Below are 26,131 nucleotides of genomic sequence, written 5' to 3'. Positions count from 1 at the left end.
GAGCTTAAGGTCTTGATTTGGGTATAAATTGTGTCGGGAGTTCCGCGCAATCGCGTCGCGGGCAGACACGTTTCGCATTCCGCCGGCGAATTCACGAACGATGCGGCAACGCACTGTTAGCACTTCCGGATAGCCCGGATGCGGGTCGAAATTTTGTCTTTTGCCGTAGAATGTGCGACTTGGCTCCAAAAACTAAATTGCACATCCACGATTCATGGCGAAAACCGCTGTTCAGGACACAGGTGAGGTCACCGGCGCGAGCAGCGCCGAAGCGCCCGGCGCGGACGCCGCGCAGCTTCCGGAGAATTACGAAGCGGCGCTGGGCGAACTCGAATTGCTCGTGGCGCGCATGGAAGAGGGCGCGCTGAGTCTCGAGGAATCGCTTGCGGCGTACCGTCGCGGCGCCGCGCTTGTAGGGTTTTGCCAACAACAGCTCGAAAAAGTCGAGCAGCAGGTACGCGTCCTCGATGGCGAGACGCTCAAGCCGCTGCCCGCCGAGGTACAGCGCGCCACCCAGGGTGCAACGAAAGACAACGGGGACGACGACCTATGACCTTCGAACAATGGATGCGTGCCACGCTCGACCGCGTCGAGACAGCGCTGGAGCACTATCTGCCGGGTACCGATGTCGCGCCGGCGCGTCTGCACGAAGCCATGCGCTATGCCGTGCTCGGCGGCGGCAAGCGTGTGCGTCCGCTGCTGGTCCATGCGGCCGGCGAACTGACCGGCGCGAGCGCGCAGGCGGTGGAAGCGGCCAGCGCGGCGCTCGAAATGATTCACGTGTATTCGCTGGTGCATGACGACATGCCCGCCATGGATGACGACGCATTGCGTCGCGGCAAGCCCACGGTACATATCCAATATGACGAAGCGACGGCATTGCTCGTCGGCGATGCGCTGCAATCGCAGGCCTTCGTTGCGCTGACCGCGGCCGGCAACGGTCTGAACGATACCCAGCAGGCCGCGCTCGTGCGCGAGCTGGCGGTCGCGAGCGGTTCGCTCGGCATGGCGGGCGGGCAGGCCATCGACCTCGAAAGCGTCGGGCGCAAGCTCTCGCGTCCCGAGCTCGAGACCATGCATCGCAAGAAGACAGGCGCGTTGTTGCGCGCGTCGGTGCGCATGGGCGCGCTGGCGGGCGCAACGCCGGACGCAGAGGCGCTCGCGGCGCTGGATCAATACGCCGCCGCGGTCGGCCTTGCGTTCCAGGTGGTCGACGACATCCTCGATGTCACCGCCGACTCCGCCACGCTCGGCAAGACGGCGGGCAAGGACGCGCAGCATGACAAGCCCACTTACGTGTCGATCATCGGTCTCGACGCGTCGCGCGAACTCGCGGCGCAGCTGGGCCGCGACGCGCACGGCGCCATCCAGCCGTTCGGCCCGCGCGGCCAGCGGCTGGCCGAGCTTGCAGACCTGGTCGTGAACCGGGTGAATTGATTGTTGAACGCGTGACGAACCCCACGGCGCGAGCGGTCCGACCCGGAAGCATCGCGCTGAACGAATCACGCCAGTTTTCCTAAAATGGGACGACGATGTACGACCTGCTGAAATCCATCGACGATCCGGCCGACTTGCGTGCCCTCGATCGACGCCAACTGCAACCGCTAGCCGACGAGCTGCGAGCCTACGTGCTCGACAGCGTCTCGCAGACGGGCGGGCATCTGTCGTCCAATCTGGGCACTGTCGAGCTGACAATCGCGCTGCACTATGTGTTCGATACCCCTGCTGACCGCATCGTCTGGGATGTCGGCCATCAGACCTATCCGCATAAGATCCTCACCGGCCGCCGCGACCGGATGTCCGGACTCCGCCAGCTGGGCGGCATCTCCGGCTTCCCGCGCCGCTCCGAGTCCGAGTACGACACCTTCGGCACCGCGCATTCGAGCACGTCGATTTCGGCGGCGCTCGGCATGGCGGTCGCGAACAAGCTGCAGGGCGACAACCGCTACTCCATCGCCGTGATCGGCGACGGCGCGATGACCGCCGGCATGGCCTTCGAGGCGATGAACAACGCGGGCGTCGCCGACGACCTGCCGCTGCTCGTCATCCTCAACGACAACGACATGTCGATCTCGCCGCCGGTCGGCGCGCTGAACCGGCATCTCGCGCGTCTGATGTCGGGGCGTTTCTACGCCGCCGCGCGCGCGGGCGTCGAGCGCGTGCTGCGCGCCGCGCCGCCCATGCTGGACCTCGCGCGCAAGCTCGAAGAACACGCGAAGGGCATGATCGTGCCGGCCACGCTATTCGAGGAGTTCGGCTTCAACTACATCGGCCCGATCGACGGTCACGACCTCGATTCGCTGGTCCCCACGTTGCAGAACATCAAGGAACTGCGCGGTCCGCAATTCCTGCACGTGGTGACAAAGAAAGGCCAGGGCTACAAGCTCGCCGAAGCCGATCCGGTGCTTTATCACGGCCCGGGCAAGTTCAATCCGGCCGAAGGCATCAAGCCGTCGACGGCGCCTTCGAAGAAGACCTACACGCAGGTGTTCGGCGAATGGCTGTGCGACGCCGCCGCGCAGGATTCGCGCGTGGTCGGCATCACGCCGGCGATGCGCGAAGGCTCGGGCATGGTCGAGTTTGAACAGCGTTTCCCGGAGCGTTACTTCGACGTCGGCATCGCCGAGCAGCACGCGGTGACCTTCGCGGGCGGCCTGGCGGCGGACGGCATGAAGCCGGTCGTCGCGATCTATTCCACCTTCCTGCAACGCGCGTATGACCAGCTGATCCACGACGTCGCGCTGCAGAACCTGCCAGTCGTGTTCGCCATCGACCGCGCGGGCCTCGTCGGGGCGGACGGCGCCACGCACGCGGGCAACTATGACCTCGCGTTCCTGCGCTGCATCCCGAACATGACGGTGATGGCGGCATCGGACGAGAACGAATGCCGCCAGATGCTCTACACGGCGTTGCAGCAATCCAACCCGACGGCCGTGCGTTACCCGCGCGGCGCGGGCGCCGGTGTCGCGACCGTCAAGCAGATGACCGCGCTGCCGGTGGGCAAGGGCGAGATTCGCCGCGAGTCGTCGCAGAAGCTCGGCTCCGGCAAGCGCATTGCCATCTGCGCGTTCGGCACGATGGTCGCGCCGTCGCTGGCCGGGGCCGGGGAACTTGATCTCACCGTCGCGAACATGCGCTTCGTGAAGCCGGTCGACGCCGACCTGCTGCGCGAACTCGCCGCCACGCACGATGCCATCGTCACCATCGAGGAAGGCACGATCATGGGCGGCGCGGGCTCGGCCTGCGTGGAAGCGCTGCTTGCGGGCGGCGTGCTGAAGCCGGTGCTGCAACTCGGTCTGCCGGACGTGTTCATCGATCACGGCGATCCCGCGAAGCTGCTTGCGAGCGTGGGCCTCGACGCGGCCGGCATCGCGCGCTCGATTCGCGAACGCTTTCTCGATGCCGTTGAGAGCGAGCAGGCAGGCAAGCTGACCAAGCGCGTGGCCTGAAACAGTACGGCGCGCTCGGGGCGCACCGTATGGAATGACTCAAGTGATTCGCTTCACACACGGCGCGGGCTCCAATCCGCGCCGTGTGCGCTTCAAGCATTGAACCGCCCGCATCGTCATGACGCGCGGCGCATAAGGACATAACAAATGAACCAGATGAATCCCGCCTTCGTGATGCCGGACGTCCAGAGCACGCCGGACACGCGTCAGATCGTCATTCAGCGCGTCGGCGTGAAGGGCGTGCGGCATCCGTTGTCGGTGCGTACGGCGAATGGCGTGCAGCCGAGCGTCGGCGTATGGAATCTCGACGTGCACCTGCCCGCCGACCAGAAAGGCACGCACATGTCGCGCTTCGTCGCGCTGCTCGAAGACAATCGCGAGCCGCTCGACCAGCCCGCGCTGCGTGCGCTGCTCGCCGACATGCTGACCCGGCTCGAAGCGCATTCGGGACGTATCGAAGTGAGCCTGCCTTACTTCGTGATGAAGACCGCGCCGGTGTCCGGCGTGCGGAGCCTGCTCGACTACGAGGTGACTTACCTCGCCGAACGGCGCGACGGCGAAACCCGCCTGTCGATGAAAGTGCTCGTGCCCGTGACGAGCCTGTGCCCGTGCTCGAAGAAGATCTCGCAATACGGCGCGCATAACCAGCGATCGCACGTGACCATCACGGCCGAACTGGCGGGCGAAGTGGCGGTGGAAGAACTGATCCGCATCGCCGAGGAAGAGGCGTCGTGCGAACTGTGGGGACTGCTCAAGCGGCCGGACGAGAAGTTCGTCACCGAGCGGGCGTACGAGAATCCGAAGTTCGTCGAAGACCTCGTGCGCGATGTCGCCACGCGCCTGAACGCGGATGAACGCATCGTCGCGTACACGCTCGAAGCCGAGAATTTCGAATCGATTCACAACCACAGCGCGTATGCGGTGATCGAGCGGGACAAGCGCCGCGACGCCTGATCCTTCGCGCCATGTCTTCCAGAGAGCCGGTCTTCGCACCGGCTCTTTGCTTATGCGAACGCGGCTTCCGACGAAACATGCGCTTCCCGCACCGATTCCACCACCAGCGAGGCCAGCCGCTCGACCAGCGGCGAGCCGACACCCGACGCGCGATGCAGCGCCAGCGGAATGGACGGCAGCGCGGGCAAGCCGCCTTCGTCGGCGTCGAGCGGACGGACGGTCGCGGGCAGGCCGTAGCTCGTGCGCACCGTCACGCCCAGTCCGGCAGCCGCAGCCGCCCATAATCCCGACAGGCTCGGGCTCGTGAACGCCACGCGCCAGCGGATGCCGGCGCGGTCGAGCGCCGCGGCGGCCGCGCTGTGGAACAGGCACGGCCGGTCGAAGGCGATCAGCGGCAACGGTTCGTCGAGGTCGAAATGCCACGGCACGCTCGATGACGCGATCCAGCGCATCGGCGGGGCGGCGATTGCTTGCGGCAGATTGGCCGCCTGGCTTTCGTCGCTGACGCCTGCCGCGCCCCAGACGAGCGCGAGATCGAGCTGCGCGCCGTCGATGCGCTCCAACAGTTCGGTATTCCGTGCGACACGCGCCTCGATGCGCACTTTCGGATGCGCGCGCGCGAAACGTCCGAGTACGTCGGGCAACACCACTTCGCCGAAGTCTTCCTGCAGCCCGAGCCGGATCCAGCCCTCCAGATCGACGCCGCGCACCGCGACAGCCGCTTCATCGTTCAGTTCGACGAGACGCCGCGCGTAGTTGAGCATCACTTCGCCGGCATCCGTGAGCGCCAGTCCGCGGCCGGCCTTGCGAAACAGCGGCGTGCCGGCCTGTTCTTCCAGCTTGCGAATCTGTGCGCTCACTGCCGAAGTCGAGCGGCCGACACGGTCCGCCGCCCTCGCAAAACTCCCCAGATCCATGCCCGCGACGAAACTGCGCAGCACGGCAAGGTCGAAAGTCGTCTGGCTCATAGGATCATCCTGTTTATCTGAACGGATGGTGAAAAACTTTGCGATTTTCAGGATGATCCTAAGCCTTCAGACTGGTCGCAGTCAAACTTCATCCGGACTGCGTCATGGATATTTCCTGGGTATCGAACTCGATCAAGTCGCCCGCGCTCGACAGCCGGCATCGCTGGAAAGTGCTGGGCGTGGGCGTCGCGGCGAACGCGAGCGTGTCGGCGGCGGCGACCGGCTTTCCGACGACCGCCGTCTGGGTTCGCTCGGCGTATCACCTCAGTAACGGCCAATTGGGCGTTGTGCTGGGCGCGCTGGGGCTGGGCGTCGCATTGTCCGAACTGCCGTGGGGCGTGCTGACGGACCGCTGGGGCGATCGGCCGGTGCTGCTGACCGGCCTGCTGACGACCGCTGCGGCGCTCATCGCGATGGCCCTGTTCGCCACGCCCGCCACGGCGAGTTTTGCGTGGCTGGTCGCTGCGATGTGCGGCCTCGGGCTGCTCGGCGGCAGCGTGAACGGTTCGAGCGGGCGCGCGGTGATGGCCTGGTTCGGCGAAGGCGAGCGCGGCCTTGCCATGAGCATTCGCCAGACCGCCGTGCCGCTCGGCGGCGGCATCGGGGCGGCGTTGTTGCCGTGGCTGGCGTCGACGCACGGGTTCTCGGTCGTCTTCGGCGTGCTGGCCGCGATGTGCCTTTTGTCGGGCGCGTTCGCGTGGCGCTGGCTTCACGAACCGCCGCTCGCGCAGCACAAGCCGGCGCCGGGCAAGGTCCGGCCGGCGCAAGGCACGCCCTTGCGCGACGTGCAGGTGTGGCGCGTCGTGTTCGGCATCGGCGTGCTGTGCGTGCCGCAGTTCGCGGTGCTGAGTTTCGCGACGATTTTCCTGCACGACGCCGCGCGTTTCGGCGTGACCGCGATCAGCGCGACGATGGGCGCGCTGCAACTCGGCGCCATCGGGATGCGTGTCTGGAGCGGTCGGCATACGGACCGCCACGGGAATCGCCGCGCTTACCTGAAGATGTCCACGGTTGTCGCCTGTGCGTCGTTCGTCGTGCTGGGTCTCGCGACGGCGCTCGGCGCGGTCCATCTGCCGGTATTGCTGGCCGCGATGCTGATCCTGGCAGGCGTATGCGTGTCCGCATGGCACGGCGTGGCCTATACCGAGCTCGCGACGCTCGCGGGCACCGCACGCGCCGGCACTGCCCTCGGCATGGCGAACACGGCGGTGTTCGTCGGCTTCTTCCTGACGCCGCTCGCCATTCCGCATGTGCTCGCGCTGGGCTCCTGGCCGCTGGTCTGGCTGGCGGCGGGCGTGTGCGCGTCGCTTGCATGGCCGTTGTTCCCGAAGCCCGCACGCGCTTAAACTGGCCGTCCGACACAACACCCGTGGAGCGCATCTTGATCCTGATCGGCCAATACGATTCCCCGTTCGTGCGGCGCGTCGCCATCGCGGCGAGTCTTTATGGCATGGCGGTCGAGCATCGTCCGTGGTCCGTCTTCGGCGATGCCGACAAGATCGCGCCGTTCAATCCGCTGATCCGCGTGCCGACCTTGGTGCTGGATTCCGGCGACGTGCTGATCGAAAGCGCGATGATCCTCGATTACCTCGACGAGCAGGCCGGCGCGGCGCACGCGCTGATCGCGGCGGAGGGGCCGGAACGGCGTCACGCGCTCAAGATCTGCGCGCTTGCCACGGGTCTCGCCGACAAGGCCGTTGCGCTGGTCTATGAACGCGTGCTGCACAAGGAGCGGTCGCAGACCTGGCTCGACCGCTGCACGGGTCAGGTCGAGCGCGTGCTGAATGCACTGGAAACGGATCGCGCCGCGCGTCCGGCGGCATTCTGGTTCGGCGATGCGATCGGCCACGCGGATATTGCCGTGGCCTGTGCGCTGCGCTTCGCGCGCGAGGCGCATCCGGAGATCTTCACATCGACCCGATGGCCCGCGCTGATCGCCCACAGCGACCGGTGCGAGATGCTGCCGGCGTTTGCGTCGATCGTGCAGCCGTTCAACCCGCCGAGATAAACCGATCAGGCGCGCGCCAGCGAGGACAAGTCCCAGCGCGGCTTCACGGTGAACGCGTAGTCGCGCACGGCCTGCTCCGGCCAGCGCGACAGGCGCAACGCGCCGGCGAGCGCGATCATCGCGCCGTTGTCGGTGCAGAGCGAGAGATCGGGGTAATGGACGTCGAAGCGGCGCTTCTTCGCCGCCGCCGACAACGCTTCGCGCAGTTGCCGGTTCGCGCCGACGCCACCCGCCACCACCAGCCGCTTGAGGCCCGTCTGCTTCAGCGCGGCGAGCGACTTGGCGACCAGCACGTCGACGGCGGCATCGACGAAACCGCGCGCCAGATCCGCCTTGCCCTGTTCGCACACATTGGCGCCGAGCTTGCGGCTCTGCGTCAGCACGGCTGTCTTGAGCCCGCTGAAGCTGAAGTCGAGGTCGCCGGAGTGGAGCATCGGACGCGGCAGCACCACCGCGCCCGGCGTGCCGAACTCGGCCAGCCGCGACACTTCCGGGCCGCCCGGATAACCGAGGCCGAGCAGCTTGGCAGTCTTGTCGAAGGCTTCGCCGGCGGCATCGTCGAGCGTTTCACCGAGGGTTTCGTAGACGCCGACATCGGTCACGCGCATCAACTGCGTGTGCCCGCCCGAGACCAGCAGCGCGACGAACGGAAACGGCGGCGGCTCCGCCACCAGCAGCGGCGACAGCAGATGCCCTTCCAGATGGTGAATGCCGACGGTCGGCTTGTCCCAGGCCATCGCGAGCGCGTTGGCGACGCTCGCGCCCACCAGCAGCGCGCCCGCGAGCCCCGGGCCTTGAGTGAACGCGATGGCGTCGATGTCGCCGCGCGCCGCGCCCGATTGCTCCAGCACCTCTTCGAGTAACGGCAACGCGCGCCGGATGTGATCGCGCGATGCCAGTTCCGGCACGACGCCGCCGTAATCGCGATGCATCGCGATCTGCGAATGAAGGGCGTGCGACAGCAGGCCACGTTCGGTGTCGTAGAGGGCGAGGCCGGTTTCGTCGCAGGAGCTTTCGATGCCGAGAACGAGCATGGGAGTGAGACTTCGGAGGGAACAAAAAAGTATAGCAGCGGCGGCCCGTGCGCGTTCCGTGGCCCCGAGCCGTCCCGGCGCAGCGGTTAGAATGCGCGCCATGGAATCCTTCGATATCGCCGTCATCGGCGCGGGCGCGGCCGGCATGATGTGCGCGGCCGTGGCCGCCCAGTCCGGGCGCCGCGTCGTGCTGATCGACCACGCCGCGCGTCTCGCCGAAAAAATCCGCATCTCCGGCGGCGGGCGCTGCAACTTCACCAACAGCCACGCGCAGCCAGCCAACTTTCTCTCGGAGAATCCGCACTTCTGCCGCTCCGCGCTGGCGCGCTATACGCCCCGCGACTTTCTCGCATTGCTCAAGCAGCACCGCGTGAAATGGCACGAGAAGCACAAGGGCCAGCTTTTTTGCGACGACTCCAGCGAAACGATCATCGACATGCTCAAGCGCGAGTGCGACGCGGGCGGCGTGACCTGGCGGCGTCCGGTTACGGTTCACGAGATTCGCCACGACGGCGCGCGCTTCACGCTGGATACGAACGCGGGCGCGCTCGGCGCGGCGGCGCTCGTGATCGCGACGGGCGGGCTCTCGATACCGAAGATCGGTGCGACGGACTTCGGCTATCGGGTCGCGAAACAATTCGGCCACACGCTCGTCGACACCCGGCCGGCGCTCGTGCCGCTCACCTTCACGTCGACCGACTGGGAGCCGTTCGCGGCGCTATCGGGGCTGTCGTTGCCGGTGCGCATCGGCGCGGGCAAGGGCAAGACGCGCGGGGAGTTCGACGAAGACCTGCTGCTCACGCATCGCGGCGTGTCCGGGCCGGGCGTGCTGCAGGTGTCGAGCTACTGGAATACCTCTGAGCCGGTCGAGATCGACCTGCTGCCCGGCATCGACGCCACCGCCATGCTGCTCGAGGCCAAGGCGGGCTCGAGGAAGCAGATCGGCAACTTGCTGGCCGCGCATGTGCCCGCGCGCCTGGCGCAGGCGTGGCTCGCGGCGCACAAGGTCGCCCTCGATGCCCGTCTCGCCGATCTCCCCGACCGCACGCTGCGCGCGCTCGGCGCATCGCTGTCGAACTGGACGCTGACGCCGAGCGGCACCGAGGGCTATCGCAAGGCGGAAGTGACGCGCGGCGGCGTGAATACGCGCGAACTGTCGTCAGCGACGATGATGAGTGCGCGTGTCGCCGGGCTGTACTTCATCGGCGAGGTGGTCGATGTGACCGGCTGGCTTGGTGGCTATAACTTCCAGTGGGCGTGGGCCTCGGGCGTCGCGGCGGGCAAGGCGGCGGCGGAGCACGTGCGGAGCGAGGCGACGGCCGGTTGAGAATCGCCTGAAAGCTGCTCCGATCGCCGGTCAATTGTTCCGGAACGGGGGTTTTGGCGAGTCTCGAAACGCGAACCCGTTTGCTATACTAAACCGGTCATCGGAGGAAGCCCTCCGCTCTGGCTGGCACGCGGGAGCGTCGTTGTGGCACGCCTTGCCGCGGCCCGGAATGGCCCGCAGAAAAGTCCCGCTTGAGGATGCGTTCCCAAGCGGGTTTTTGCTTTCACGATCACGCCACCGCCGGGCCAGCCGGAATCCAGTTATCGCCATTTATCGCAATTGCACCGGGTGAACGATGAGCCTCAAGGACCAGATCAACGACGACATGAAGACTGCCATGCGCGCGCGCGAAACCGAGCGCCTCGGCACGATTCGGCTGCTGCTCGCGGCAATCAAGCAGCGTGAAGTCGACGATCGCGTCACACTCGACGACGCCGCCATCACGGCCGTCATCGACAAGATGATCAAGCAGCGCAAGGATTCCATCAGCCAGTTCGAAGGCGCGGGCCGCACCGATCTCGCCGACAAGGAAAAGGCGGAACTCGCCATCCTGTCCGCCTACATGCCGGAGCAGCTTTCCGCCGACGCTATCGCCGCCGAAGTACAGGCCGCCATCGCGGCGAGCGGCGCGGCCGGTCCGCAGGACATGGGCAAGGTGATGGGCGTGCTGAAGCCAAAGCTCGCCGGCAAGGCCGACATGACGGCCGTTTCGGCACAGGTGAAGGCGGCGCTCTCCAAGTAAATCTGCTGCCGACTGCCCGGTGATTCCTCACGCTTTCCTGCAAGACCTGCTCAACCGCGTCGACATCGTCGACGTGGTGGGCCGCTACGTCCAGCTGAAGAAGGGCGGCGCGAACTTCATGGGCCTCTGTCCGTTCCATAACGAGAAGAGCCCGTCGTTCACGGTCAGCCCGACCAAACAGTTTTATCACTGCTTCGGCTGCGGGGCGCACGGCACGGCCATCGGCTTCCTGATGGAGCATACCGGCCTGACCTTCCCGGAAGCCGTCAAGGATCTCGCGCAAGGCGCCGGACTCACCGTGCCGCAAGAGCCGTCGTTTCGCGGCGGCGGATCCGGCGGCGAGAGTGCGCCGAGCCGGGCCGTCAGCGTCGCGCTGACCGACGTCATGCAGACCGCCTGCGATTTCTATCGCAAGCAGTTGCGGGGCGCGCCGAATGCGATCGCCTATCTCAAAAAACGTGGGCTGACGGGTGAAGTGGCCGCGCGCTTCGGGCTCGGTTATGCGCCGGATGGATGGCAGAACCTCGAAACCGCGTTTACCGATTATCGGGATGAGAACCTGGTCGAAGCGGGGCTCGTGATCGTCAGCGAGAAGACCGATGCGCAAGGGCAGGCGCGCCGCTACGACCGTTTCCGCGAACGCGTGATGTTCCCGATCCGCAATGTGAAGGGCAACGTGATCGGCTTCGGCGGGCGCGTGCTCGACGGCGGCGAGCCCAAGTACCTGAACTCGCCCGAGACGCCGCTCTTCAGCAAGGGCAGCGAGCTGTACGGATTGTTCGAGGCGCGGCTCGCCGTGCGTGAACTGGGCTACGTGCTGGTCGTCGAAGGGTATATGGATGTCGTCGCGCTGGCGCAGCTTGGCTTTGCCAACGCGGTCGCGACGCTCGGCACCGCGTGCACGCCGGTTCACGTGCAAAAACTGTTTCGCCAGACGGACACGGTGGTGTTCAGCTTCGATGGCGATTCGGCGGGGCGCCGCGCCGCGCGTCGCGCGCTGGAAGCGGCGCTGCCGCACGCGGCGGACAACCGCACGATCAAGTTCCTGTTCCTGCCGAAGGAGCACGACCCGGACAGCTATGTTCGCGAGTTCGGGACGGATGGTTTCGGCGAACAGGTTGATCGCGCGATGCCGCTGTCGCAGTTCCTGCTGAACGAGGTGCTGAACGACAAGGAACTGGAGCAGCCGGAAGGCCGCGCGAAAGCGCTGTTCGACGCCAAGCCGCTGCTTCAGGCCTTGCCCGCGAACGCGTTGCGCGTGCAGATCCTGCACATGCTGGCGGACCGGCTGAGCACGCCGTTCACGGAGATCGCCGCGCTGTGCGACATTGATTCGCGCGCGGCCGCCGTGGCCCGCGCGAACGTGCCGAAGAGCGAGCGTCGCCGGGTGACCGGCCAGGAACAGCGGGCGTTACGGAACCTGGTGATGTATCCGGGCATTGGCGTGGCGCTGGATCAGGAAGCCGAGCGCACGCTCGTCACCATGACCGAACACGGCGAGTTGTTCAGCGAGGTGATCGGGCACGCGCGTGAACTGGGTGGTGAAGCCGAGTTCCAAATGCTGTCGGACGTCTTGAGAAATGCAGCAAATGCGCCCACGTACGAAGATATCTTCCAGGAAATTCTCGCCTATGATGAAAACGTTCGCGATTTGCTGTTGCGCGATCCATCCGACGAGGATGCGGCGCAGCGGGTCGAGGAACAGAAGCGTTTGCTTGCCGAGGAGCTGCAGGCCACGGTCGTGAAGCTGAGGCATGACAGCTATCGCGCGCGGCTGGATCAACTGGCGCGGCAAGCCAACCTTTCGGCGGAGGAAGTGGCGGAGTTTTCGGATCTGTCGGCGCGGGTCGCGCAGATCAAGGCCGGGCGCCTTGCCAGTCCGGATAGCGGAAAGTGAAATGCTATAATTAAAAGTTCAAACGGAAGTGCTTTTTGTCAACTGCTTGTGTCGCCGAACTGTTGTTTAACGTCCACGGCGCAACCTCGGCGGAGTGGTTGAAAAAGGGCATTCGAAGGGCTTTCTGCAGGCCATGGAAGAAGCAGGCGGCACGCGGAGCCCGCGACGGCGCAGGCTGAACGGACGCTTTCACGGCAACTTCTGTTGCGAAGTTCGTCGATTTGCGTGGCGCAGGCCGCATAAGTCATACGAAAACGACTGAAACGCACGCCGGCGTACAGACGGGCGGAAGGGAAGCGGCTGCTATTGCGGGTAGGGCGAGACAGGCAGTTGATTCTTGTCGGATCGGCGGTAGCGCTCCGGGCAGGGCACGCAGGACGAAGCAGCGTGCGCATATTGGGTATTCACGGTTCCATCGGCTGTTGTCCAGCAGCCGCGAGTCGAGACTAAAGCCGGTATGGCGAACTCCATGACGAAAAAGCTGAACGATGTATCCGTCGAAGACGACGCAATGCAAAACGCAGAGTCTGGCGCCGCCGCTCCCGCGGCGAAGGTCGAAAAGGCCAGGGCTCGCGATCGCCGCGCGAAGGAGAAGGCACTTCTGAAGGATGCGTTCTCGTCGAGCGCGCCGGGCACGGTCGAGGAACTCGAGGAGCGGCGCGGCAAGCTGCGCGCGCTCATCAAGCTCGGCAAGGAGCGCGGCTTCCTCACCTATGGCGAGATCAACGATCACCTTCCGGACAACTTCACGGAAACCGAGGCGATCGAAGGCATCATCAGCACGTTCAATGACATGGGCGTGGCGGTGTACGAACAAGCGCCCGACGCCGAAACGCTGCTCCTGAACGACAACGCGCCGAATGCCTCTTCCGACGACGAAGTCGAGGAAGAAGCCGAAGTCGCGCTTTCCACCGTCGATTCCGAATTCGGCCGCACGACCGACCCCGTCCGCATGTACATGCGCGAGATGGGCACGGTCGAACTGCTGACGCGCGAAGGCGAAATCGAGATTGCGAAGCGCATCGAGGACGGCCTCAAGCACATGGTCATGGCCATCTCCGCCTGCCCGACGACCATCGCCGACATCCTGGCCATGGCCGAGCGCGTGCAGAACGAGGAGATTCGCGTTGACGAACTCGTCGACGGCCTGATCGATCCGAACGCCCAGGACACGGACGGCTTTTCCGAACAGGAAGCCGAGGCGATCGAATCGGAAGACGAGGAAGCCGAGGAAGAGAAGGACGGCGACGAGGAAGAGGAAGAAGAGGACGACGGAGCCGCGCAGGCCAGCGCCAACGCCGCCCAGCTCGAAGCCCTGAAGCTCCAGTCGCTCGAGAAGTTCGCGCTCATCAGCGAATGGTTCGACAAGATGCGCCGTGCCTACGAGAAGGAAGGCTACAAGTCGAAGGCGTATCTGAAGGCGCAGGAAGCCATCCAGACGGAGCTGATGAACATCCGCTTCACGGCGCGCACCGTCGAGCGCCTGTGCGACACGCTGCGCGCGCAGGTCGATGAAGTGCGCCAGGTCGAACGGCAGATCCTCCATACGGTCGTGGACAAGTGCGGCATGCCGCGCGCCGAGTTCATCACGCGTTTCCCGGGCAGCGAGACGGATCTCGACTGGTCCGAGAAAGTAGTTGCCGAAGGGCACGATTACAGCGCCGTGCTGGAGCGGAACATTCCCGCCATTCGCGAGCAGCAGCAGCGTCTGCTGGACTTGCAGGCGCGTGTCGTATTGCCGCTGAAGGATCTCAAGGAAACGAACCGCCAGATGGCGGCGGGCGAACTGAAGGCGCGTCAGGCGAAGCGCGAGATGACCGAGGCCAATCTGCGCCTCGTGATTTCCATCGCGAAGAAGTACACGAACCGCGGTTTGCAGTTCCTCGATCTCATTCAGGAAGGCAACATCGGCCTGATGAAGGCGGTGGACAAGTTTGAATACCGTCGCGGCTACAAGTTTTCGACTTACGCCACGTGGTGGATCCGGCAGGCCATTACGCGTTCCATCGCGGACCAGGCGCGCACCATCCGCATTCCGGTTCACATGATCGAAACGATCAACAAGATGAACCGCATCTCGCGCCAGATCCTGCAGGAAACCGGTCTCGAGCCGGATCCGGCAACGCTCGCCGAGAAGATGGAAATGCCGGAGGACAAGATCCGCAAGATCATGAAGATCGCGAAGGAACCGATCTCCATGGAAACGCCGATCGGCGACGACGACGATTCCCATCTCGGCGATTTCATTGAGGATACGAACACGGTGGCGCCGTCGGATGCCGCGCTGCATGCCTCCATGCGCGATGTCGTAAAGGACGTGCTCGACTCGCTGACGCCGCGTGAGGCGAAAGTGCTGCGCATGCGTTTCGGTATCGAGATGAGCACGGATCACACGCTGGAAGAAGTCGGCAAGCAGTTCGACGTGACGCGCGAGCGCATCCGTCAGATCGAGGCGAAGGCGCTGCGCAAGCTGCGTCATCCGAGCCGCTCGGACAAGCTGAAGTCGTTCCTCGAAGGCAACTGAACGGGCACGGCGGGCTTGTATTGAGAGGCGTAGTGAGGCACACTCGCTAGCCTTCGGAAACGCCCAGCGCACGGTTCAGACGTCAGGAAAGCGCCGATCGCGGCGCTTTCTTTTTGCCCGTCGCGTTTGAAGGCCAGTAGCGCCTGGGGCCGGAAGCTTAATTGGTATAAGCTGTCGACTCATAATCGACCGATAGTGGGTTCGAATCCCACCCGGCCCACCAGTCCCTCTGATTTCTCCAATTGACGCCCGAGCCCCGCTCGTACGCGTCGCCGCAAGCACCTCCTCCCAAACGCCTCACCGCTTCACTCAAAGCAACACTCAGGCATCCAGACGAAAATTCGTTCATCCGGTTTCTCATCAATACATTAAATCGTCTCGCGTTTTCAACACGATGCTCCGCTTTGTGAATTAGTGTCCTGATTTAAACATGAAGAAGTCGTGTGCGTAGCATCGATGACATTGATCGCACCGGCCGAGCCGGGAATCGATCGGTCAATCTGTAGCATGCCCGCAGTGATGCGACGTGTTTTCCAGGCCTGATATCCGTTTCCCAGTCGCTTTCGCATTTTGCGCTGGGCATCACTCGAGCTGCTTTTCTCTGACATCGATTTACCGATGCCCGTACAAAGCGAAGGAGCACGCGATGTGGGAATGGGAGAGGCGCGACGAAAGTCAGCCACGCCGCAGAGGCACAAGTTCGCCCGATGCTTCGTTCAACCTCTTCACGGACACGAGTCCGCACGCGTCGCGCGGGAGGCTTGAACACAATCCAATGCCGGATCAGGATGACACGCCCCCGAGCTTCGACTCCTCCGCTTCGCCAGACAGCATCTTCATCCGCACGGTGCAAGATCTGGTGACGCGTATCGCGCTGCGCTTCAGCCAGGACGTCGTTCAACACTGCTGCGCCGGCGAAACGGCCTTTCACGATCTCCAGCGCCTCTACACTCGACGCGAAGACTGGCTCACAACGCTCCTCCAACTCGGCGAGTTGCTGCCGGCCTACGCCGCTTACCTTCCTGAAACCTGCGGACCGCAAGCAACCCGCGCCGCCGCAAAGCTGAACGACGCCCTGACCCTCTGGCGCGCAGCCGACAGCTTCTATCGAACCATGCGAAGTGATGCCCGGGCCGACGCATCCTGGCTCGAAAGCTTCGCCGCGTGCCTCGCGCTTTTCGATCAATGCATCGCGGTGCTGCCGGATAACACGCGCGACGTCGCTCGAACTGCCATTGATTGGCTCAAGCGAGGACTGGCCTGCTACGCCGCCTTCGATGATCTCACTCAACGCCTCAAGGCCACGCAGACGAACGACAGCCTCTCGATGGCCGACAAGCTCGCGCAGGCCAGTCATCTGATCGAACTGCAAGCGGACCGGTTGCCGGAGACCTGGAACGCATCGCTGCGCGCCGCGCTGCGGTCGTGGGCGACGCTTAGAGCGTGCATGCGTCGTATGGACGACGCCCGCGCCATCTTCGAGCGTGCGGGCAATCTCACGGGTCTCGCTCAAGCCCTGCTCACCTTGCTCGGGGACGAAGGGAGAACGGGCTTCGCCTCCTTCGACCGCTTCATCACCTATTGCAGGGCGCTCAGCGAGGCCTATCTGGTGGTGAGCAATCGCCTCGGCGGAGACGGCTCCGCCGATGAACCCAGCGCAGCGGGCTCGCTCCATCACCGGCTTGCGGCGCTCGTCGGCTTCCTTGGGGGACCGGCAGGCGCGCCGTTAAGAAGCCACATACCGGAACCCGTATTGATCGTCATCGACACGGCCAACGTGCTGATGCAGCAATATCAGACGGCCGAGCGTCTCCATGGTGCGTTCCACGAGATCCACAACAGCGCTGACACGTTGACCGCGAAGCTCGGCGCATCGTCGAGTCTCATCAGAAGTCAAGCGGGCCGGCTTCTGCCTGAAGCCGCGCGCACGCCCCTCATGGCCATCGCCGAATTGCTCGATGGTCTGCTCGCATCGTGGAGGGGCAGCGACGGATCATCGGCGGAGTCGCGTGTCAGGTCGATCGAACGCGCCATCACGCAACTGGAACGCGCGGCGCGTGATCCGGGCCTGGCACGCGTGCTGCCCGAATCCGCGCGCACAGGCGTGCAGCACGTCCTGCGCTCCTGCCAGATGCTGACGGGACAACTCGGCGCGCTTCTCAAAGCGCACGGACACGGCAGCTTCGCCGAATTCCTGCAAACCTTGTTGAGGGAAGACGGACCCGCGGCATGGCTTCCCCAAGTGCTTCAGCCCGTACTGGAATGGGCGCGAATGCTCTCGCATGTCGCAGAGCAATCCGATACCTCGGATCTCCCCGCGTATCCCGCGCAGGCAGGCGTGCCCGAACAACTCGGCTGGCTTGCGCATGCACTGCAGAACCCGGACCGGATCGAAGTCTTGCTGAAGCATGTGGCGCCGGAAACGCGCAGCATGTTGCGGACCGGTTCTGTGCTGCTGCAACGCACCTTGGCAGGTCCGCAAAGCGACGCGCTACCCGCGCAGGCGCAATGGCTCCTGAGCCTGATACAAAGCGCCGAAATGCGCGAGCTTCTTGCGCTCGGCGGTGTGTCGCAAGACGAGTGGATGAATGGCTTCGTCGATACGGCGCTGGCCCAGGAACTGTTCAAGGGCTTCATCGAGGCGACGCGAGCAGATTCGGTTCTTGCCAGCGCTCAAGTCGCGCTGATGCCTCTGGCCAACTTCAAGGTAATGGCAAGCGCGGGCGCAACCGCTGTCTGGCACGCGCTGGGATACGCGCCATTGTTCGGGGTGGAGCGGGTCCTGCAAGGCTTGCTCGGCCAGGTGACGATAGAAGACTCATGGCAGGCCACGGTCAACAAGCTGCTATCGGGCATGGCTCAGGATGTCGCATCGGTCAAAGGGATCATCGACGAGATACACGGCATCGGCAAGGAGATATCCGCGCGCCTGCCGCGCATGCTGTCACACGCCGACAGAACCGACGTCGCGCGTACCGAAGACAAGCGTCTCGCAGAACGCGTCGGCGAGCTTCGTCGACGCATCCGCGAACGCGTGGAAGCGCTCGGCGACAACCCGAATCTCACCGACCTGAGAAGCAACCTCGTCGTCATTCGGGAGACGTTCGGCGAGATCAGGCAGATCGCACGCGATGTGGAAGTCGCGGACGACATCAAGCTGCTCATCGAGGCGACCAAGGACCTCTGCCCGCTGATGCTGGAGTCGTTCAGCGAGACCCACTTCAGTCACGCATTGACGGCGATCCGGCGCTTCCCGGCAAAGCCGGAAGCGGGCGACTGGCAAGCCATGTTGAGCGGATTCCAGGGGTTTGAGCAGACCAGACCGCTCTATCGCGCGTTCATCGTGGTCAGGCTCACGTGGCTGACGGCCCGGCTGGCCACGGCGGATCCCGCCGAGCGCGCATGTGGGCTCGATGAACTCACACGCGAATTGAGTCACATCGCCGATGCGTCCTTCGAGGGAAGCGACGCCATCGCCGGCTTGCGGCACATGCTGCCGCTGTTGCCCGATCTGCTGGCGGCGCGCGAGCATATTGAATTGCCGCAAGCCGGTTCCTGGCTCGAGTGGGCGTCCAGGCTGACGGGTGCGCTGGCCGCGAGCGAGGCGCCCGTCATCAGGCGGCTCAGGCATAACCTGGAGCAGCAGACCGAGGCGTGGATACTCGGGAAATTGCATCAGGCGACGAATGCGCTGTTGAACCGGTCTCCTGCACAGCGTGAAGCTGCGCCTTCGACACTTGCCGAACTGATGCCGCTCAACAGGGCATGGGCCGTTGATGTGTCGGTGCGCGATCTCATCGCCGAGCAGGGCGTCCATACGATACAGGGCAAGAGGTACATTGAAGAGCAGACCCATGTCTATCGCGTGCGTTACAGCCGCGAAGAAGGCGTTTTGTGCGTATTGTCGAATGGTCGGGAGCATGATCGGATGGCCTGGCATCCGCTCGAATTCAAAGGCGGGCATTGGTGGGTCAAGCCACGCACCGTCAAGCTTCCCGGGGGCGCGGCAAGCGATGCTGCATCAGCCGATGAGCATTCTTCGACTTCGGTACAGCAGATCGAGAGCGACGGCCTGACGATCCATGACTTCCTCGTCACGGACGCCGGCTCGAAGGAAGCCACCGGCCTCAACTGGACGCGAATAGTCGGCGCCGCTGGGCTTGCCGCCAGTCTCTCCGTGATGCTGACGCTGTTCTTTGTCTGGCGCGCGGCGCGTGGCGCTGAGGTGCATGCGTCGGAACGACGTGGAAGCGAGTCGTCGAGCGTCGAGCCCTCTGAAAGCGCGCCATTGTCCATGGAGTTTCAGTCGCTGCCTCGTGAAGTCAGCGAGATCGAAGTCAGCATCAACGGCAGCAGCAATAGCGCTTCGAGACGCAATAAGTACTTCGTTTTGATTGGCGCGCTGGCGGCGGTGATGGCGGCAGGATCGGTCTGGGCCCTCGTGACGCCACTCGACGAACCCCCTGTCGAAGACGACGCAACGCCCGACGGCGACACGGCCGGTAGGTCCGATCTTCTTGCGAGTGAATACCTGTGCGGCATCGAGTCGCCTTCAGTGCCGTCGCATCAGATTGTCATCGACGCTTCGATCGACCTGCGTCTGCTTCGCGCGGCACATCTGGAAGACGACGGAAAAGGTGACGCAGTCGAGGCGAGAGCTCACCGCTCGCGGCGATTCGCAGACGCCACGGCAGCAAGTCCTGAGTTCTGGCCGATGCCGGGTGACTCGGCAGTCGATGCCCAACTCGAAGCCGCCGTGACCAACATGTTTTCCGCTGCGAACGCTTATCCGCCGGAAGTCGAATACTTCCCGCAGATCGAAGACAAGCTGTATTCCAACAAGGCCGGCACGCGCAAGCTTCTTTTCGCAAGCGGGCGCTTCTGGGCCTGCCACAAGTTCGTTGATTTTTCGCCGATTACCGGAGCGGAGAATCAGGACGCGGCGAAGTCCACGGCTGCGGGGGAAAAGGGATCGACGAATCGTGACGCCATCCTCTCCGCAGGCGGCAAGCAACTCTACATCGCATTCGACGGTCACAACTGGAAGCTGAAGGCCGGCGCCAACACCGGTGTCAATACAACGAGCAAGTCCGTGCCGGAGCCTTTTGCCAAAGAGGTGATATCCGAAATCGGGCAGTGGAGCGAGCAATCGGTTTATCCCTACACCAGGGGCGCCGGCGTCGAAGGACGGCTGTATGCGGACCCCCAGGGAAACCGACTCATCTGCCTGAATCGACGGTTCTGGCGATGCGTATTGTTCCATCCAAACCTGATCGAAGTAATGGGGGGAACGGAGGCGCGTCCGGACACCGCTTATCTCGCATGGTCGACCGAAGAGTCCCGGTGGAATCTTGCGCAAGTCGCGAGTCCGTCGCCCTTGCCAGACCGCATCTATACGGATGAACTGAAGAGGGCGATTGTGGAACAGGTCGCGCCGGAGGATCCTGCCTACCCGTTGCACAGCGTGAAAGGTCATCCAGGCCTTTATTCGACGTCGGTCAGCCCGACTTCGCGGAAAAGCGAAGGCTGGTATCTCAAACTGGAAGCCGAATTCTACCGATGCGCCGAGAAGCTTCTGGTCATCTGTGTCAATACCCAGGGCGGGGATTCCGTCGAGGCAGTGTCGCTTGCGCCAAAAGAACGGGCCAGACCGACGATCCACGCGGCGTGGGACGCAAGCCTCGGACAATGGCAAAAAATCAGCTTCGACGGCAAGACAGCCTGCACGCCCGGATTCGACGCAAATGAACTTGCGTCGCATGGTCAATTCACGCGCGCCAACACGACGGCCGGAGCCGAACTGCTGACGCAGCTTTCCGATCTGGACGATACGGCCGCACTGGATAACCCGGACGTAGCTCAACCTCCTGTGCAAGGTGGGATTTACGAGTCTGATCGAAAGCTATACATGCACCTTCTCGAAAAGTTCTGGCCGTTCGTCATGCTCACGCCGGTGCTGGGCATTCTGTTCACCGGAAAGAAGATGACGCAGTCCCGGACGCTCGTCTGCATCAAGGGCGCATGGTTTCCCCTCGATGCCGGCGTGGCGATGCGAAACATCTACCAGCTTTTGCAGGGCTCGCGGATGTCGGAGCTTCTTGAATGGTCGGATTCACTGCTGACGCGTGCGGGGCCCATGACCTGGTCGCAGATGTTGATCGGACTGGATGATCTCGCCACGAAGTCGCTTCTCGAGAATGTCGATACGCCGGACACGGAGGCATTCAGGATCGCCTTGCTCAGGAAGTCCCTTGTATGGTTTCTTCAAAGGCTGACGCCTCCTGATAAACAGTGGTCGCTGGCCATCGCGGCAGGCAGGTCGCCGAGCAATGATCTGATGCAGCAGATTGGTCTGGAATTGGGACGCCACGAGCCAGTTAACGAACCGAATATCGCTTTTGCTGTTTCCGTATGTGATTCGACCGACCAGCAGATCCAGAGCGAATTGAATGATCTGACCGCGAAGATAACGGCAACGGAAGCGGCGCTCAAGCAGGCTGAATATCATGTTCTCGCGGAGAATCGGGCCAGGCCCGATCCGAATGCATGCTCGGATGGACCGATGGCCGAGCCGCTCGTTTTTATCCTGCTCAATGAGATCCATGAACTGGGCGCTGACATGGATGCCAAGGCCGAGTGGTGGATCGGCGAGTACAAACGTCTGCTACGCGTGAGCGAGAAGTTGAAGTGCCGGAGAGCGGACCTCTTCGCCCTGCAGGACGGAATCAGAGCGAACGATTACGTTGCAGGCTTCAGGCTTGCTCGAGGCAAGGAGAAGGAGGAACTGTCCAGGCAATGGATCAGTGACGACTTCGGCAAGAAGCTACGTCAGGGAATCGCCTATTCGCGCATTCTTGCGGACATCGAATGGGAGATCTTCAGGTTCTGGAACCAGAACAAGGGCGGCGAAAATCTGAGCGATCCGGCGATGGTCAGGATTGGCGATCTCCTCAATGCACGCCTCTACATTTCCCGGCAGTGGCAGCAAGCCGATAACTTTTCCGAAATTCTGTTCGAACTGAATCGCTTCGACGCCAAGCAGCTTGCGATCAGCCTCGCCGGAAACTATCTGGATATCCTTGCCTCGCTGGAGAAGGCGGACTGGATCATCGCATCATCACCGCAGTCATCCGGACTGAATGCATCGCACCGGACGATCATTGCCGCGATCGTGCTCTGGACCGGTGAGAAGGGCGTGTCGATTGCGTCCATCACGCCGCTGGATCACGCCCTCATTGCAGATCACTTCTCTGAACGCTCGCAAGCATTGCATCCATTGAGCGGCATCGGCCGCGCGCCTGAAGGCTACCGGACCTTGATGAATCTGAAGCCGAGTTCACTCTGTGCGAACGACACGGAGTTCTTCGCCCAATTCGAAAGTTATGAGGCGTACAGCCTGCCCTACGATGCGATGTGGACTGCAGCGACGCTGTTACTGCCGCTTCGGATTTCAATGCGTGAGTACTACTCGATCACAAAGGCGATTCACGTCAGCAACGAAATCGACAAGTCCGACGAGTACTTCATCAAGCTCGCAGGTGGCGACTGGATTCTGGCGAAACTTGGCGCGGACAGCGCTGACAGGAGCAGTCTCAGGATCGCGGCGAAAGATGCCAGAAACGCGCGGGCTGCTCCGCAATATCGATTCTGGAAGGATGTTCGTGTGCTGAGTGATTCCGGCAAGCAGATATTCGAATACACGTTCGAGGAAGTATTCATCTGCCTCGACCCCGGGATTCCCAGAAATTGCCCGAATGGGATCAAGCAGACTTCATTGAAACGGAACAGTGCCGAGTATCTGGACAAGACGAAGCACGCAAGCATCGCGGACTACCTGTCGCTTGAAATGGCAAAGCTGATCAAAGCCCGGGTCCCACAGTACAAAGACAAGCTCTATAGGCCGAGCTTCGCTCAACGATTGCTGTTCAATCTCGTGCCGTTCTACAAGATGGGATACATGATCTCGTTCGACAAGGACTATAAGGTCAGTCCGCTTGATGCCCTTGTCGATACGCTCACGGTCATGTTGTCCCTGTATCCGGCGGGCAGAGGAATCGGTGCGGCGATTTCCCGAGGCTCCTTGCGGGAAAGCGTACGTTCGGGCAGGGCGCTTGGATTGTCCGGAACGGCATTGGCCAATCACGTCCTGCGCGTCATCCAGGCGAGCGCAGTGGGGGCGGATGTATCCAGGATCGCCAAAACCATTGCGGCCGCTTTGCTGGACATTCTCGTTCCGCTTCCAATCGATATAGCGGATATCGGGCGGGCATCGAAGGCTGGAATCATCCGGCCCGCGCGACTGAAGGCGGAACTGTATTTCCCGGACGACTGGAGTGTGCGCGCCATGAGGGTCGACGATCAATATCTGACCTCCGTGGCATCCGAGCCCGGCCTGCAATTCAATGCCCCAAGCAATACCTATACGCTGCGCGGAGCCTCGCCCGTCCCGAGGTACGCGGAATATATCAAGGCTGGCGAGAAATTCTGCGAGGTCAGATTCAACTGGAGAACCAACACCTATAACGCCGTTCATCCGATGAGCCGTCTGGATGGCCCGTCGGTGAGGTTTTCCGGAGGAGAATGGAAGGTCGTGCCGGAGCCGACACCGCCGTGCACACCGATACGCAGATTTGCCATCACGCACATCGATGAAGGCATGAGCCTGCAAACCGCCAGGGAAATGCGCGACGTGTTGGCCAGAGCGAAGAATGAAGCGATGAGCCTGCTTGAGGATGCCAGCTTCGCGTTGCGGGAGAACCGTGAGGAACTGCGAATTGCGAGATTGTTCGAGATATTCTTCGGCGATTCCGTGGAGGAAGTGCTCGAACATTTCTTGGAGACACGCCTCCCGCTGTGCGGCGCTTCACTGGACAAGCTGAACGTTTCCACCACAACACGCTATGCGAAGCAGGGATATCAGAGCGATGTCCTGGTCACCACGTATCCATCCAACGCGCCGCCTCTTTACCAGCCCCATCAGGATTACTATCCCCTGAAAGTGACATCAAAGGAGGTGACGTTCCTGTTGACCGCATTCGAGAAAGGTTTCGACGAAGTGGCGATCATGGGCTCGCAGTTCGATCAGGTGATGTCACGGATGTTGATTCACGAGAGTTATCACATGTCGGCGGAAGACTTGCTGGACGTTTATGCGTCACGGACCGGAACGCGGAATACCGTGGAAAGACTCGTGGTGAACAGCGGCGAAAAGCTCAGGGGAATTCCAGTGGAAGATCTGGCAACCGATCCGAAGTTCAAGAGCGTCGTCTTGCAGACGCTCAGGTTCGCGATAGAAAAGGATCCGACCCGGCGGAAATGGAGGCTGCGTAATCGTATGCCCGGGACCGATCAGCCACTCGGACCCCAGGCGCTGGAAGCGCTCTACGCCGACAAGAGCGCGGTCAAGCGCCAGCTACAGGATGTCATCGACAATTTCACGCCCAAGCTGCCTTTCAATCCGGATAGCGTGAGCTTCGTCGTACTGGGCCTGGCCTATCTCAGGAAAGATCCGGACAGCCTGCAAAGTTTCTTCGCCAGGTACGAGAATTTCATGAACGGAGAGCTGGATTCGCTCGCATGGGATTACCGTTCCCTCTACTGATGTCTTCGGCCCCGCCTTGCCGATCATCCATTCATCCCGCCCTATATGAACGATAAGAATGTCTTGGTTTCAAGAATGATCTTTCTGGCTCACCATGACGGAGTCTGGAAAAGCACATGGAGCGAGACATGGAAAGCACGACGGACTTGAAGCGCTATGAATTGCTGATCAACGGCGAGTGGATGCCGCCAAGCGGCGGCGACTATTCCACCAACCTCGATCCCGCCACGGAAAACCCCATTGCCCATGTCGCGCAAGGCACCTCCGCCGATGTCGACCGCGCGGTACAGGCCGCTCGCGCCGCGTTGAAACCCTGGAACGCGATCCGCGCAGCCGAGCGCGGCCGCATCCTGATGAAGTTCGCCGATCTGCTGCGCCAGAATCAGGATGAGCTTGCCGCGCTCGAAAGTCTCGACGGCGGCAAGCCCATTGCGGCGGTGCAGCGTCAGGACGTTCCCGCCGCCATCACACGCTCGCGTACTACGCCGGCTGGTGCGACAAGATCAACGGTCAGGTCGTGCCCGCGCGGCCCGACGCTTTGACGTACACGGTGCGCGAACCGGTCGGCGTGGTTGCGGCGATCGTGCCATGGAACTTCCCGCTGATGATCGGCATGTGGAAGATCGCGCCGGCGCTTGCCTGCGGTTGCACGCTGATCGTGAAGCCCGCCGAGATCACGCCGCTGTCCGCACTGATGCTCGGTCGCCTGGCCCTCGAAGCCGGCGTGCCGCCCGGGGTGCTCAACATCGTGACCGGAAAGGGCTCGGTGGTCGGTGATTCGCTGGTCGCGCATCCGGGCGTCGACAAGGTGACGTTCACCGGATCGCCGTCGGTCGGACGCGGCATCCTGCAGGGCGCCGCGGGCAACTTCAAGCGCGTCACGCTCGAACTGGGCGGCAAGTCGGCCAATGTCATCTTCGCCGACGCCAACCTCGACGGCGCCGTGCGCGCGGCGGCATCGGGCATCTTCTTCAACGCGGGGCAGGTCTGTTCGGCGGGCTCGCGCATCCTGGCCCAGCGCGCCGTGTACGACGAGGTGGTCGAGCGGCTCGCGCAACGTGCCCGCACCATCAAGCTCGGCGATCCCACGCAGCGCGAGACCAACATGGGCCCCGTTATCTCCGCCAAACAGATGAAGACGATTCTGGAATACGTCGACATTGGCAAGGGCGAGGGCGCATCGCTCGTGACCGGCGGACGACGTGTCGGCGAGCGCGGCTATTTCATCGAGCCGACGGTGTTCGCCAACGTCGAGCACGAGATGCGCATCTCGCAGGAAGAGATCTTCGGGCCGGTGGCCAGCGTGATTCCGTTCGACGACGAAGCCGACGCGCTGCGCATCGCCAACGGCACCGCGTACAGCCTTGCAGCGGGCGTGTGGAGCGCGGATATCGGCCGGGTGCACCGGATGGCGGCCGGATTGAAGGCGGGCACCGTCTGGGTCAATACCTACGGCTACACCGACGTCCGGCTGCCGTGGGGCGGCAGCGGCGATTCCGGTTTTGGCCGCGAGCATGGCGATGTCGCGATCGAAAACTTCACGGAGCCGAAGGCCGTGTGGGTGGCGCTGGCGCCCTGAAGGGATGAACGCAAAGCGGGCGGCCCGGAGTGTCCGGGCCGCCCGCTT

General features: G+C 63.1%; 13 protein-coding genes, 1 tRNA gene and 1 pseudogene. 13 read left to right on the top strand and 2 right to left on the bottom strand.

All coding sequences use genetic code 11. From position 1 onward, the window contains the following. The first annotated feature begins 214 nt into the window (after window positions 1-214). The 4 genes from QCE64_RS33505 (at window position 215) to folE2 (ending at window position 4,403) form a co-directional block, all read left to right on the top strand. Entirely contained in the window at window positions 215-553 is a 339-nt protein-coding gene (locus tag QCE64_RS33505; protein WP_309927156.1) for an exodeoxyribonuclease VII small subunit, read from the top strand. Next, window positions 550-1,437, top strand: a complete 888-nt coding sequence (locus QCE64_RS33500; protein WP_309927153.1) for a farnesyl diphosphate synthase — start codon at window positions 550-552, stop codon at window positions 1,435-1,437. The genes QCE64_RS33505 and QCE64_RS33500 overlap by 4 nt, the downstream gene beginning before the upstream one ends. Window positions 1,438-1,532: 95 nt before the next feature. Then, complete coding sequence (gene dxs, locus QCE64_RS33495; protein WP_310008439.1) at window positions 1,533-3,449, top strand: 1-deoxy-D-xylulose-5-phosphate synthase; 1,917 nt, start codon at window positions 1,533-1,535, stop codon at window positions 3,447-3,449. 147 nt (window positions 3,450-3,596) lie between these two features. Next, a complete protein-coding gene (folE2, locus tag QCE64_RS33490; protein ID WP_310008437.1) occupies window positions 3,597-4,403 on the top strand; it encodes a GTP cyclohydrolase FolE2 in 807 nt (268 codons plus the stop codon). A 50-nt stretch (window positions 4,404-4,453) separates the two neighbouring features. Here the strand turns inward: folE2 and QCE64_RS33485 are convergent, their stop codons facing one another. Then, a complete protein-coding gene (locus QCE64_RS33485) occupies window positions 4,454-5,371 on the bottom strand; it encodes a LysR substrate-binding domain-containing protein (RefSeq protein ID WP_310008435.1) in 918 nt (305 codons plus the stop codon). Window positions 5,372-5,475: 104 nt separating this feature from the next. Here QCE64_RS33485 and QCE64_RS33480 point away from each other — a divergent pair, with 104 nt between their 5' ends. Further along, the gene (locus QCE64_RS33480; protein ID WP_310008433.1) at window positions 5,476-6,717 is read left to right on the top strand and encodes an MFS transporter; all 1,242 of its coding nucleotides are present in this window, start codon (window positions 5,476-5,478) and stop codon (window positions 6,715-6,717) included. Between the two features lie 35 nt (window positions 6,718-6,752). Then, window positions 6,753-7,379, top strand: coding sequence for a glutathione S-transferase N-terminal domain-containing protein (locus tag QCE64_RS33475; RefSeq protein ID WP_309927143.1), 627 nt, complete (start codon window positions 6,753-6,755; stop codon window positions 7,377-7,379). Between the two features lie 5 nt (window positions 7,380-7,384). On the opposite strand, the gene tsaD is transcribed toward QCE64_RS33475, so the two are convergent. After that, entirely contained in the window at window positions 7,385-8,413 is a 1,029-nt protein-coding gene (gene tsaD, locus QCE64_RS33470) for a tRNA (adenosine(37)-N6)-threonylcarbamoyltransferase complex transferase subunit TsaD (RefSeq protein ID WP_309821069.1), read from the bottom strand. 100 nt (window positions 8,414-8,513) lie between these two features. Here tsaD and QCE64_RS33465 point away from each other — a divergent pair, with 100 nt between their 5' ends. The 7 genes and pseudogenes from QCE64_RS33465 (at window position 8,514) to QCE64_RS33435 (ending at window position 26,083) form a co-directional block, all read left to right on the top strand. Beyond that, window positions 8,514-9,740 (top strand): NAD(P)/FAD-dependent oxidoreductase, encoded by a 1,227-nt coding sequence (locus QCE64_RS33465; protein WP_309927141.1) that lies wholly within the window; start codon window positions 8,514-8,516, stop codon window positions 9,738-9,740. A gap of 295 nt (window positions 9,741-10,035) precedes the next feature. Continuing rightward, window positions 10,036-10,482 (top strand): GatB/YqeY domain-containing protein, encoded by a 447-nt coding sequence (locus QCE64_RS33460; RefSeq protein WP_309927138.1) that lies wholly within the window; start codon window positions 10,036-10,038, stop codon window positions 10,480-10,482. A gap of 19 nt (window positions 10,483-10,501) precedes the next feature. After that, window positions 10,502-12,379: a DNA primase gene (gene dnaG / locus QCE64_RS33455; protein WP_309935247.1), complete on the top strand. Its 1,878-nt coding sequence runs from the start codon at window positions 10,502-10,504 to the stop codon at window positions 12,377-12,379. 457 nt (window positions 12,380-12,836) lie between these two features. Then, window positions 12,837-14,903: an RNA polymerase sigma factor RpoD gene (rpoD, locus tag QCE64_RS33450; RefSeq protein WP_309821065.1), complete on the top strand. Its 2,067-nt coding sequence runs from the start codon at window positions 12,837-12,839 to the stop codon at window positions 14,901-14,903. 146 nt (window positions 14,904-15,049) lie between these two features. Continuing rightward, window positions 15,050-15,126: transfer RNA gene (locus QCE64_RS33445), tRNA-Ile, on the top strand. Window positions 15,127-15,678: 552 nt separating this feature from the next. Next, a complete protein-coding gene (locus tag QCE64_RS33440; protein ID WP_310008431.1) occupies window positions 15,679-24,504 on the top strand; it encodes a hypothetical protein in 8,826 nt (2,941 codons plus the stop codon). A 116-nt stretch (window positions 24,505-24,620) separates the two neighbouring features. Next, a pseudogene (locus tag QCE64_RS33435) lies at window positions 24,621-26,083 on the top strand (aldehyde dehydrogenase family protein). Window positions 26,084-26,131 lie beyond the last annotated feature (48 nt).

The organism is Caballeronia sp. LZ043 (assembly GCF_031451075.1).
Lineage (GTDB): Bacteria > Pseudomonadota > Gammaproteobacteria > Burkholderiales > Burkholderiaceae > Caballeronia.
Note: the sequence above shows the minus strand (reverse complement) of the source record. Positions and strands in the feature narration are given on the sequence as shown.

What these genes read in the sequence shown, in the direction of transcription:
- QCE64_RS33505 (WP_309927156.1), top strand. Translation starts at nt 215, where the DNA reads ATGGCGAAAACCGCTGTTCAGGACACAGGTGAGGTCACCGGCGCGAGC.
- QCE64_RS33500 (WP_309927153.1), top strand. Translation starts at nt 550, where the DNA reads ATGACCTTCGAACAATGGATGCGTGCCACGCTCGACCGCGTCGAGACA.
- dxs (WP_310008439.1), top strand. Translation starts at nt 1,533, where the DNA reads ATGTACGACCTGCTGAAATCCATCGACGATCCGGCCGACTTGCGTGCC.
- folE2 (WP_310008437.1), top strand. Translation starts at nt 3,597, where the DNA reads ATGAACCAGATGAATCCCGCCTTCGTGATGCCGGACGTCCAGAGCACG.
- QCE64_RS33485 (WP_310008435.1), bottom strand. Translation starts at nt 5,371, where the DNA reads ATGAGCCAGACGACTTTCGACCTTGCCGTGCTGCGCAGTTTCGTCGCG.
- QCE64_RS33480 (WP_310008433.1), top strand. Translation starts at nt 5,476, where the DNA reads ATGGATATTTCCTGGGTATCGAACTCGATCAAGTCGCCCGCGCTCGAC.
- tsaD (WP_309821069.1), bottom strand. Translation starts at nt 8,413, where the DNA reads ATGCTCGTTCTCGGCATCGAAAGCTCCTGCGACGAAACCGGCCTCGCC.
- QCE64_RS33465 (WP_309927141.1), top strand. Translation starts at nt 8,514, where the DNA reads ATGGAATCCTTCGATATCGCCGTCATCGGCGCGGGCGCGGCCGGCATG.
- QCE64_RS33460 (WP_309927138.1), top strand. Translation starts at nt 10,036, where the DNA reads ATGAGCCTCAAGGACCAGATCAACGACGACATGAAGACTGCCATGCGC.
- rpoD (WP_309821065.1), top strand. Translation starts at nt 12,837, where the DNA reads ATGGCGAACTCCATGACGAAAAAGCTGAACGATGTATCCGTCGAAGAC.
- QCE64_RS33440 (WP_310008431.1), top strand. Translation starts at nt 15,679, where the DNA reads ATGCCGGATCAGGATGACACGCCCCCGAGCTTCGACTCCTCCGCTTCG.